Annotated in this window: 10 protein-coding genes; 2 read left to right on the forward strand and 8 right to left on the reverse strand. The window is 34.6% G+C overall.

Annotation, left to right across the window (positions count from 1 at the left end):
- Nucleotides 1-277 precede the first annotated feature (277 nt).
- The gene (locus tag I5818_RS14865; RefSeq protein WP_078111364.1) at nt 278-1051 is read right to left on the reverse strand and encodes a class I SAM-dependent methyltransferase; all 774 of its coding nucleotides are present in this window, start codon (nt 1049-1051) and stop codon (nt 278-280) included.
- A 157-nt stretch (nt 1052-1208) separates the two neighbouring features.
- On the opposite strand from I5818_RS14865, the gene I5818_RS14870 reads away from it, so the two are divergent.
- On the forward strand, nt 1209-1409 hold the full coding sequence (locus tag I5818_RS14870) for a hypothetical protein (RefSeq protein ID WP_078111362.1): 201 nt from the start codon (nt 1209-1211) through the stop codon (nt 1407-1409).
- 982 nt (nt 1410-2391) lie between these two features.
- Nucleotides 2392-3636, forward strand: coding sequence for a cation:dicarboxylate symporter family transporter (locus I5818_RS14875; RefSeq protein WP_058003866.1), 1245 nt, complete (start codon nt 2392-2394; stop codon nt 3634-3636).
- 174 nt (nt 3637-3810) lie between these two features.
- Here the strand turns inward: I5818_RS14875 and I5818_RS14880 are convergent, their stop codons facing one another.
- The 7 genes from I5818_RS14880 to I5818_RS14910 all read right to left on the reverse strand — a co-directional run bounded on the left by I5818_RS14880 (nt 3811) and on the right by I5818_RS14910 (nt 12228).
- Nucleotides 3811-5139 carry a purine-cytosine permease family protein gene (locus tag I5818_RS14880; protein ID WP_078111001.1) on the reverse strand — a complete coding sequence of 443 codons (1329 nt, stop codon included), beginning with the start codon at nt 5137-5139 and terminating at the stop codon, nt 3811-3813.
- A 94-nt stretch (nt 5140-5233) separates the two neighbouring features.
- Entirely contained in the window at nt 5234-5563 is a 330-nt protein-coding gene (locus I5818_RS14885; protein ID WP_058003865.1) for a cupin domain-containing protein, read from the reverse strand.
- Entirely contained in the window at nt 5560-7308 is a 1749-nt protein-coding gene (locus I5818_RS14890; RefSeq protein ID WP_078111002.1) for a hydantoinase B/oxoprolinase family protein, read from the reverse strand. The genes I5818_RS14885 and I5818_RS14890 overlap by 4 nt, the downstream gene beginning before the upstream one ends.
- A 1-nt stretch (nt 7309) precedes the next feature.
- On the reverse strand, nt 7310-9352 hold the full coding sequence (locus I5818_RS14895; protein WP_078111003.1) for a hydantoinase/oxoprolinase family protein: 2043 nt from the start codon (nt 9350-9352) through the stop codon (nt 7310-7312).
- Nucleotides 9353-9396: 44 nt separating this feature from the next.
- Complete coding sequence (locus I5818_RS14900; RefSeq protein WP_078111004.1) at nt 9397-9939, reverse strand: helix-turn-helix domain-containing protein; 543 nt, start codon at nt 9937-9939, stop codon at nt 9397-9399.
- A gap of 231 nt (nt 9940-10170) precedes the next feature.
- Entirely contained in the window at nt 10171-10512 is a 342-nt protein-coding gene (locus I5818_RS14905; RefSeq protein ID WP_058003861.1) for a hypothetical protein, read from the reverse strand.
- A 123-nt stretch (nt 10513-10635) separates the two neighbouring features.
- The gene (locus tag I5818_RS14910) at nt 10636-12228 is read right to left on the reverse strand and encodes a long-chain-fatty-acid--CoA ligase (RefSeq protein WP_078111005.1); all 1593 of its coding nucleotides are present in this window, start codon (nt 12226-12228) and stop codon (nt 10636-10638) included.
- Nucleotides 12229-12445 lie beyond the last annotated feature (217 nt).

Here is a 12445-nt window from a genome sequence, read left to right on the forward strand (position 1 = left end):
GCGTCCGACCCCGTTTTGGTTCATTAAAAATGATCCATTCAATAAAAAAATGGGTCGGACACAATTATTCTCATCCATCTTTCATAAGTCACACTGACAGAGTTTTTTAAATATAATATATTGATACATTGGATTAAGGTAATGAAGTTTAAAGCCTTTTTCCAAGTGAAATGAAAGGTCTCATCGTATCTTCAACTGATTTTTTATTAGTAAAACCATTACCTAAAATAGTAAAACATCTGAGAAAAAAGCCTTTAAATTAGCGCCTAATAATGAATCAAAATGCTTTTCTTGCCTTAATTATGATTGCTTCACCTTTAAATGAAAGAATGGATTGACCTTTTATTTTAATATGAAACCGTTTCTTTGTTTCTTGAGAACTATTGAGCATCAGATTTGTAATTTCGTCTTTACTTGTTTTACTTAATTTCATACGATTGCACCATGAATCAAATTCAAATGTTTTCTCAAAACGGTACAATTCCTCTACTAAAAATCCCTGTAATTCAAGCATCTTTAACCATTCAGTTTTTTTCCATGCTCGAAAATGGCTATAATCCCTCAATTTTTCTACCGTATTATAAAATTGATCCTGTTCGTCACTTTCTGGTGTAACATTGTCATCGAGTAAAAAATAGCCTTCATTTTTTAATACGCGGTAAGCTTCATAAATGAACTTTTCGATATTTGGAAAATGATGCGGTGCAATTCTACAGGTCACTATATCAAAGGTTTGGTCACTAAAAGGCAGTTGCTCAGCATCTCCTTGAACAAACTCTACGTTTTTATGGCCGTTCCCCTTTATAAACTTTTCTGCTTCTTGGAGCATTGGCTGGGTTAAATCTAAAGCAGTAACATGCTTTACATGTGGAGCAAATAAATTTGCTGTATGTCCGCCACCCGTTGCAATATCAAGCAAATTTTCTTCTCCTGTAATTTCGGAAATTGCTAATAATAATTGCAAATCTTTCCCCTTTTGATGAATTTCACTTGTAACATATGAACGAGCTGTACTACCGAATTGTTTTTGAACATCTGATTTATTATCCATTTCCATCCCTCACTTCTTGGATTTTCTAAGTTTAGAATAATTTGATTCGATCGATAAGTAAATTATCATTTATCAATAGTTATCTATAACAAAAACTTATGGATATTATAAAATTCGATTAGAGAACAAATACTAGTAAAAAACGGAGGTGATTAAATTGGGATTATTGCAATCGTTTTCAAACTGGAGAAATGAAAGACATGAAAAGTTCCTTAATGAAATGGAGGAATCGGGAAAATGTCCAGATTGTCGCGGCAGGGGGTTTACACTCCCATATAGCGCTTATGTTGCAGGATATGAATGCCCAAGTTGTAATGGCAGTGGATTATTTTCCGATTGGGAAGCATTTAATGATTAAAAATGAGAAAAGACGCCTAAATCCGTAGGCGTCTTTTAAAACACGTTTGCGGCGAGGTACCCATACGACCACATTCGTATGTTTAGCCAAATAGCTAAGTCCTCGACTTACACAAATAGCTCATCGCTTTATTATTATAACCTTTATCAAAATTAATTTCAAGGAAATAATTCTCCATCTTCCCTCACAAAAAAATCCTTATTTACATCGACTTTAGAAATGATCATCATAGCATTTCATGAAATATTTTTATAAAAATGATTAAAATAAACAGGTTCGAAGTAGGACAAAGTATTTAACATAGAACATAAAAAGGCTTTTATATATCTTTAAATAATGCTGTTTTCGTATCGTTTGTTGCTTTTGTAAAAGCCCAACTGCCAGCTTTTACTCCCAATAAAGGATCTTAGCGGTCCTTATGGAAATTGGCTCTTTCTCAGTAAAATGATACGTGTAGCGATCCTCAGGCGATATTTAATAGTTATAGCTTTCCTTAAATAGCAACAATGTTTGAGAAAAGAGCCTTAAATAAAGAACCTCTTTTTCTCGCAACTTTCTCCATTAGTGTAGTCATTATTCCCGCAAATACTAATTAAACAAATCCAATCATCATTTCCTCTATCAATAAAGGATACAGTGGTTGCACTTCCATATTGTATATAGTACGGATTGCCTTAGTACTATGTGTTAATGGTAGAATATCTGAGATCCATTTGATTGATGCAGGTAATAAATCTACTGAGAAATTAACACTCCCCCCAAAATTAACAATTATAATTATAGAAAATTCAATTATTTTTGTAAATAATAGTATGAATTGTAGTTCATTTTTCTTATTTTAAAATAGTACAAAAATAATGATTATTATTAATTTTTATTGATAAAACGCTTTATATTTGTTTATTTTCATTTTTTATATTATATTTAAATAATAAATTATTTCGTCTGAAAATATTTATATGTTTTATTTTGGGGGGATATTATGAAAAAAATTGGATTAGCATGGCAAATATTAATTGGACTAGTCCTCGGAATAATAATTGGGGCTATTTTTTATGGTAATCCTGAAATCAGCAAATATTTACAACCTATAGGAGATATTTTCTTAAGATTAATCAAAATGATTGTCGTCCCTATTGTCATTTCTAGTATAGTTGTTGGAATTGCTAGTGTTGGTGATGGGAAGAATCTAGGGAAACTTGGTGGAAAAACAATTTTGTATTTTGAAATTGTGACAACGATTGCAATTATTGTTGGATTGCTTGTAGCGAATATTTTCCACCCTGGTAAGGGAGTTAATATGCATTCTATTCATAAGGTAGATATTAACTCTTATGTAGACACAGCAAAAAGTGTTGAGAACCATGGGTTTGCAGACACAATTGTTAATATTGTTCCGAAAAATATTTTTGAATCAATTATGCATGGAGATATGCTAGCTATTATTTTCTTCTCCGTATTATTTGGATTAGGTGTAGCTGCAATTGGAGAAAAAGGCAAACCTGTACTTGCATTTTTCCAAGGAACGGCAGAAACCATGTTTTATGTTACAAATTTAGTTATGAAATTTGCTCCATTTGGGGTATTTGCACTGATCGGTGTGACCGTTTCCACTTTTGGTTTAGAATCACTCCTACCTTTAGGAAAATTAGTTATTACCGTCTATTTAACAATGGCAGGCTTTATCATCATCGTATTAGGTGGTATTGCAAAGTTAGTTGGAGTTAATATATTTCACCTACTACGACTTCTAAAGGATGAATTAATTCTCGGTTACTCAACTGCAAGTTCAGAAGCCGTTCTTCCAAAAATCATGGAGAAAATGGAAAAGTTCGGATGTCCAAAAGCAATTACCTCTTTTGTCATCCCTACAGGATATTCATTTAATTTAGATGGATCAACATTATACCAAGCTCTTGCTGCTGTTTTTATTGCTCAAATGTATGGAATTGATCTATCTTTAACACAGCAACTTTCATTAATTCTTGTGCTTATGGTAACATCGAAAGGGATTGCAGGTGTCCCAGGTGTATCCTTCGTAGTTCTACTTGCTACATTAGGAACAGTTGGTATTCCAATTGAAGGACTAGCTTTCATTGCAGGAATCGACCGAATCCTCGATATGGCTAGAACAGTTGTAAACGTAGTAGGTAACTCACTAGGTGCAATTGTTATTTCAAAATGGGAAGGCCAATTTAAACAAAATAAAGATGCATTAAAATCTTAGTAAAAGCATGGGCAGTTTATTTAGAGTCACATCTCAATAAACTGCCCATTTTTAATTTAAAAAATTGTAAATGGTACTCCTAGCAAACTTTTAAACGGATTAAAATAGAGAATAAATATAGATTAGATATTATATATATCTAGTAATATCTGAAAAGTCAAATAATTAAAAGCATTAACCAGCTTCCTCTTTATTATATCCTTCGTGATGCCTTTCAACTAGACCTGTAAAATGATCTGGCTTTATTTTTGCTTTTATTTTCATTGCTATCCAATAAATGAAAGCAGAAATGATAATGGATTGAACGGCAGGTAAACCAAATTCATAAACATACTGTGTAAGGTACCCGACAAAAGTTCCACAAACCAATGCAATTGTAGCCATCCAATTCCAGCCCTTGTTATCTTCAAATCGTTGCTTCCGTATAATAAAAAAGTCTGCCATCATAATACCACCTATCGCAGGATAAATAAGAGCAGTTAAGTATAAAAAGTCTGTAAAATAATCGAGTATTCCCGCCAAAGCAATGATAATAGCTAAAATTGTCCCTATAAAAGTAAGGAATGCCCGTCCTTTGCTGGAGTTTATATTAAACATATTTGCTAGAGCTAGACCCATACTATAATTATTTACAAGCTGGCTTGTCCATGTAGCAAACCATAAAACTAAAAATCCCCACACTGGAAATCCTAAATTCAACATCACATTAACTATATCTGCATCACCTACACCGACAGACATAATAGAACCGACGTAGAATAGTGGAAAACCAACAGCCACAATGCCTAATGGAATCAGGATATTATCCCTCCATCTTGGTTTTGCATACCTAGTATAGTCTGAGGCAATGACCCATTGGGAGACATTTGCTCCAATAACTAGACTGATAGCTGCTAAAAATGTTATCTTCGGTTCAGGATTCCAAGCTGTAATTGTTTCCCAACCTGTATTTCTTAAAGCATAAAAAATACAACCTGCAATAAGAGCTAAACCTGCTGGAACTGCTATATAATCAGTCCATTTCATAGATGAATACCCTATAATCGAAGGAATTGCAAATAATACCCCAGCGACAACTGTAATCACAGCCCATAAACCCCATTGTTTTTCATAATCAATTCCAAACATCGCTGCAATCGCATTACCAGCAACAGCAGTTTGTAATGCCCACCATCCTAATGAAACGATAAATATTGTAAGGCCAACGATAAATCGTGCTTGTATCGAGCCAAAACTGGATTTTGCAATAACAGATGATGATCTGCCTGTCTTAGCACCAATAAATCCTTGAATGGAATTACCGACCCATTGAAAAACAATTAAACCAATGACTAATATCCAAAAAATACTTCCCATTCCATATGAAGCGGTCAAAGTAGCACCAATCATTAATACAGGAATTGTAAATTCTAAGCCTCCAAATATCATTGCGGGTGTTAACCAATGCTGGCGTTGAGATAATGGAACGGCTTTTAATGCTTCATCATTACCAACAGTCTTCATTCCTTTGCCTCATCCATCAATCTATCAATCCCCTTTTCAAAGAGGTGTCTAATAAGTTGGATAACTTCCTAACTTATTAGACAACCTCATTTAGTTATTTATGTTCGACTAAAACATAAACAATTTCACATACCTCTTCACCTTCATTTATTGCCCAATGTTTCTCTTTAGCAGGAATAAAAGTAGCTGTTCCATGTTCCACCTTCATTATGGGACTGTCACCGCTTTGGGTCGTTATAGACCCCTGTAGAATAAAGGAATATTCATCCTCATCATGCATCGAAAGCCCTTCTTTTGGGACACGTTCCCCTGGTAATATTTGAACAAATCCCATTTTCACTACTGTATTTTGATCAATATGTTGAAATAGAGTTTGATTCATAACCTCTTGATTTTGTTCTCTATTAACCTTAGATATTTTCATGCCTTGTTGCCCCCATTTATTCGTTTTGTTGTTAAAGTAAAATCATATGTAGCCGGGTCAACAGAAACACCATATACTTCTTTAGCTTGTGCTAAAGTAATATAGCCATTTTTCACATCTTCTACAACCTTTTCCGCTGGTCGATTTAATGGATTACCATATCCTCCACCTGTGGCAGTCATCAACTTTATTACATCACCTTTTTGAAGCGGATAACGCGGATATACACCGTAGGGTCCTTCAATCTCGCCATTTGCTTTTTCTACAATGAATTGATTCGTCGATCCATTTTGTCCCCCATTAAACCCCCATGGCGGATTTATATGTCTTCCATAAGTGATCGTTGCTGATTGTCCATTGGTTAAGGCTCTATATGAACGAATTACACCTTTCCCACCGATAAATTCACCAGCTCCACCTCCATCGACACGTAAACTATATTCATCTAACATGACACCATATCTTGTCTCAGCTACTTCAACCGGTACATTATAGGTTTCCCCATCACCAATACAAAATTGGCCACTAGCACCGTCTTGCCCTTGGCCGGCACCCCATCCTCCAACAGATGGTTCGACAATTAAAAATGCTTCATTTGTATCAGGATGAAGTCCTGAAAGTGTGACACTACATACTGATGTTAAATGCCCTGCCGATAAACGTTCTGGTAAAAACGGTGCTAGTGCTTTCCATATTAAGTCTGCTCCCACAAGCATAGATTCAAAGTAATTAGACACTGGTGCAGGACGTTCGGCCGATAAAATCGATTTTTTATCTGTAATTACTTTTAACGGGCGAAAAACACCATCATTAACATCTTGTGATGGATTGGTTATCGCTAAAAAAATTGTTCGTACAGCAGATATTAAACCTGTTAATGAACAATTAACCGATCCAGGTACTTGTGGATGGCTTCCACGAAAATCGCATACAAATTCATCATCAGTTATAGTAACTTTCACTTTTAATTTAAATGGACCATTCCCCATTCCATCTGAATCCACAAAATCTTCTGCTTCAAAAGTTCCCTTTGGTAATTTTTTCAGTTCAATTCTTGAGAGCTGCTCACCATGGTCTAAATATTTATCTATAGAGGCTAAAACTATTTCCTTACCGTGTTTATTACAAAGCTCTTTTACGCGTTTATCCCCAGTTTTTAATGCAGCCACTTGTGCCCACATGTCCCCTAGTGAGAGATCTGGAAAACGAACATTAGATTCAATAATATCGACAATAGCTTGATTAACCTTTCCTGATTCAAATAATTTCACACAAGGAAATTGTAATCCTTCTTGAAAAATTTCCGTTGAATCATTTGTAAAAGATCCTGGATCTTTTCCCCCAACCTCTGTCCAATGAGCTTTATTAGCTGAAAATGCAACAATTTCTCCATCATGAAAAATCGGCATAACTAGTCCTACATCAGAAAGATGAGAACCCCCACCTTTATATGGGTCATTGATAATGATAATATCACCAGGATTTAAATCTTTTTCTCCAAATTTGTTTAACGTTTCCTTCACCATAAACGTAAGCATACCGATAAAGCCTGTTACACCATTTCCCTGTGTCAATAAATTTCCTTTTGCATCTGTTAGACCACTAGCATAGTCTAAAACTTCATATATAATTGGGCTCATTGACGTTCTTGCTAAAGCAATAAACATCTCATCTCCAATTGCAAGTAAGGAATCTTTTACAATTTCCAAAGTGAATGGATCAATTTTCTTTGTTGCCGTCACCATCTTATTCCACCCCCGTATCAATAATAAGGTTTCCATATTCATCAACTTGAAGTGATTGACCCTTATAAATAACGGTCACTGATGCCTTTTCCTCAACAATGGCTGGTCCGTTAATCTTCTGCATTGTTGGAATTTTTTCTCGATCATAAATAGTTGTATCAACCCAGCCCTCCTGTTCAAAATAGACAGGTCTGACTTCTTTTAATGCACTACTTAATTCCCCAGTAACTATATTTTTTTCTAATGTTGGCTTTTTCACCTGACCAAACGCAGTCAAGTGCAAATTCACTATTTCAGTATCAGCCTGCTCAAGCTTAAATGTATAGTTTTTCTCGTGTAGTTGATGGAATCTTCCGATAATTTCCTCTAAAGTTTTCTCATCCCAGTTACCATTTGGTACGGGTACTTTTACGGTATGTTCTTGCCCAAGATATCTCATGTCTAGAAATCTAGTAAATAAGACTGACTCTTTTTGAAGGGCTTCCTGTTCAAACTGATTATAAGCTTGATTTTCTAGAGTATCCCATGTTTGATTAAGCGAGGTAATATCTACTTCACTTAGACGTTTAATTTGGGTTTGAATATAATCATGTCGAAGATCTGTCATTAACATCCCCCACGCTGAAAACACTGGAGATGCTAAAGGTACAACTACCTTTTTAACACCTAGTTCTTTTGCTAGAGCTGGAGCATGCATGGATCCTCCACCACCAAATGCAACAAGGGTAAATTCTCGTGGGTTATAACCCTTTCGAATAGAAATTAATTTTAATGCATTTAGCATATTTGAATTGGCAATACGAATGATACCAAGAGCCCCATCTTCCACTGAAATATTAAAATAATTTGAGATAGTTGCTTTGATTGCTTCACTCACCTTTTCCATATCAACCTCATAATCAAAGTTTTTTGGAGAAAGACGTCCGGTTAAAAGATTTGCATCAGTCGTAGTTGGTTCTATGCCACCTTGTCCATATGCTACTGGTCCAGGTAATGCACCTGCTGAATGTGGACCAACCTTTAGTGATCCTGCATCATCAATCCAAGCAATTGATCCTCCTCCATTGCCAATTTCAACAATATCAACAACTGGTGTTTTTATCGGAAATCCGGCATGACGATTATCTCTTTCAATATAATAATCCGTGGATACTTTTACTTCCCCTTTTTCAATAAGAGAGCATTTTGCCGTTGTTCCACCAATATCAAATGCTATAATATTCTTCTCTCCAATAATTTCACCAAGAACTGCAGCTCCGTAAATACCAGCAACAGGACCAGATTCTACCATATTTATTGGAAGTTCTTTTGCTTGTTCAAATGTTGTCGTTCCACCATTAGACTGCATAATATAGTTATTACTATCTGTTTGCTTCTCAATAAGCTTATCATGAAGCTTGTTTACATAAGATGTTGCTATCGGTTTGACATATGCATTAAGGACGGTTGTATTGGTTCTTTCATATTCACGCCATTCTTTAGTAACTTCATAAGAAGCTGTGACAAAGACTTCCGGCCATATTTCTTTGATAAGATCGATTGTTTCTTGTTCATGCACAGGGTTCACATACGAATGTAAATAAGATACACCAATCGCTTCTACTCCTTCTTTTTTGAAGAAGGATATAATCTCTTTTACTTCTTCTTTATTTAATGGCTTCATTACTTCACCTTTATAGTTTAATCTTTCTTCCACTTCTTGACGTAAGTATCTACTTACAAAAGGTGCTGGTTTATGATAGCGTACATTAAACAAATCTGGTCTATTGCCCCGACCAATTTCTAATACGTCACGAAATCCTTTCGTTGTAATGAGTCCGGTCTTTACACCTTTTCTCTCAGTTAATGCGTTTATAATAACAGTTGTCCCATGAATAAAGGTTTTTATTGAGGTTTGATCTATTCCACTCTTTTCTAAAACATTGATAACACCTTGTTCAAAATATGGGGGAGTCGTATGACTTTTTGATACACCAATATGTCCTTTTTCATCTACATATACAAGATCTGTAAAGGTGCCCCCAATATCTGTAGCAACTCTCATGTAACTTCTCCTCCTTCAAAAAACTATATTTGAATCTCCCATACTTAAAAAAGTACGGGAGTTAATACACTTAAAATAACTGTTTCTTCACTTAATGGATTTTCCCATTTATGAACTTTTTCAGATGGAAAATGAATGGATTCTCCAGCATTCAGTACGTATTCATTATTGTCTACATAGATAATGACTTGACCTTTTAACACATAGTGAAATTCTTCACCAGGATGACTGGATGTTTGGATATCCTGTTGAAATGGCCTTAACGTTACAATTAAGCTTTCCATCGATCTTCCTTGAAAATTCCCACTAACTTTAACATATTTGGATTCATTCCCATCAACCTGAAAAACCCTATGGTCATCTAATTTGACCACATAGTTGTTATTCATTTCCTGTTGAAAAAAATATGACATCTCAACACCCAATGAATCAGCTATTTTTTTTAGTGATGTGATTGCTAGTGAGGAAGTACCTCTTTCAACTTGAGAAAGAAATCCGACAGACAAGTTAGTATTTTCACTCAATTCTTTCAAGGTTAACCCTTGTTGTTGCCTTAATTCACGAATTTTCGTATGAATATCTACCATAATTCCCCATTTCCTTAGTCATGATTTTAAGTATAGATTAAATAATTATAGTATTACTAAAATTAATACTATCACAATATACAAAATTTTCAATATATTTTTAAGTAATATAAAAATAATTTTAGTATTACTAAACATGATATTTATACTTCTCCTATTTACAACCTTCATTAAAAAAGCTGCCTTTTATGGCAGCTTATCCTGTATATAATAGCTTTTAGTCGAAAGGCATTACTTTCTTAATCTACTTTTCAAATCCTTAATTGCCAATATAAAGGAGCGTATAGCAACATAAATCATAATCACAAGAATTAGGTAACTAACGATAATAACAATGATTGCATCCGAACTTTCAGCTGAAGGATCATCCATTGCAAACCCACCAAGTAATAACGGCAAAATCGGCAACACAATTATATATTTTGCGTTAAGAATTGTCACAATTGCAATAATATAACTTAAAACCAATCGAATCATTTCCACCGTTTTATTTTTCAAAAAGTAATAAACGATATCCATCACAAAAAATATTCCAAAAAATAAAAACTTACTAAGTGTTATAATTAATAACATTGTAAAAAAACACCTCTTTCCACATGAAAAAAACATGGATTTCTCCATGTATTATTCATATTTTAATGTATTTTTAGATTGATATGCTACTCTATTTTTCTGATTATTTCAACAGACACAATATCAATTTACAAAACGCTCATGCTCTTTCCAGTATTCGTTTCTTAGACGGACTTTTTGAATTTTTCCTGATGCAGTTTTTGGGAGCTCATCAATAAAACTAACGGATGTAGGAGCTTTGAAATGAGCCAATTTTTCACGAGCGAATTGAATAACTTCTTTTCCATCAAGCGTTGAACCTTCACGTTTTACTATAACTGCATGTGGTGTTTCACCCCATTTTTCATGAGGTATAGCTATAATTGCTGCCTCCACTATATCTGGATGCTCATAAAGTACGCCTTCAACCTCTATTGAAGAAATATTTTCTCCACCACTTATAATGATATCCTTTTTACGATCAACAATCTCAATATTTCCATCTTCATCTACAGTGGCCATATCACCTGTATGGAACCACCCATTACGAATAACTTCATCGGTTGCTTCTTCATTTTTCCAATATCCAAGCATGACACCGTTACTTTTTACGATAATTTCACCAATTTCCTTATCGTTCTTTGAAATTTCTTTACCTTCACTATTAACCACACGTACATCACAGCCAATCATTTCATAGCCAGCCTTTGCCTTTAAACGATACTGCTTTTCCATAGGTAATGTCTGTTGATGTACTCTAATTTGTGAAGTAGTAATAAGTGGAGATGCTTCCGTCATACCATATACTTGTATAAATTCCCAACCTAGTTGCTGCTCTACCTTTGAAACAAATGAAGGAGGTGGTGCAGAGCCAGCAATCACCACTCGGACCGAATGATTAATATTTGGTTGATGTCTCTCATAATACTGAAGTAAGGAATTTAAAACAGCTGGTGCCATATGAATTACAGACACATGATGGTTTTGGATCTTTTCAAAGATTATTTCTGGACGAACATGTTTTAATGTAATATGCGTTGCCCCATTCGCTGTATAGTAAAAAGGAGAACCCCAACCATTAACATGGAACATGGGCAACACATGTAATACTACATCACGGTCAGATACCCGTAAATGATGCATAGTACTTAGTGCATGTAAATAGTTGTTGCGATGCGTTAACATGACCCCTTTTGGTTTCCCAGTTGTTCCACTAGTATATAAAATATTTGCCACATCCTGCTCATCCAGTTCAACTTTTTGAAAAGTAAATGAGGGATATTGCTTTAGCCATGATTCATACCAAAGATCACCTTCTTCGAGAGCAATTTTTTCCTCTCCTTGAACAATAATCTGACGTACACTCGTAAATTGATTTCTTATAGGTAAAAGTAAATGATATAATTCCTCATCAACAAATACAATTTCGCTCTCACTATGATTTAAGATATATAAATAATCATCTGGTGTAAGTCTTGTATTAAGAGGTACCATAATTCCACCTACTTGAAAAACACCAAAAAACCCTTCAAGCATTCCTAATGTATTCGGTGCTAAATAAGCGATTCGATCTCCTTTTTGTACTGCTAAATCACGTAGACCATATGATAGCTGCTGAACCCTGTTATATAGTTGCTGGTAGGTTAAATCATCATTATTATTAATAACTGCCGTTTTATTTCCATACACTTTTACAGCTCTATCCAGAAATTCTGTTAAAACTAATGGAACAAACAAAAGCGGTCACCCTCCGTATTTTCAGATAATATAGATTATTATAACATCCAAAAAACAGAATTTGTGTATTAAATGATAAAATTCCATGAAGATCTAATAGTTTATAAGGTTTGCGTGCTATAATCATTCCATATACTGATCCACTCCCTAACCGTTTTCTAGTAAGCATAATAACCAATCACGAAACCATAAAAAAAAGAAGGATTTTGTAGTCCTA

This window comes from Heyndrickxia oleronia (genome assembly GCF_017809215.1).
Taxonomy (GTDB): domain Bacteria; phylum Bacillota; class Bacilli; order Bacillales; family Bacillaceae_C; genus Heyndrickxia; species Heyndrickxia oleronia.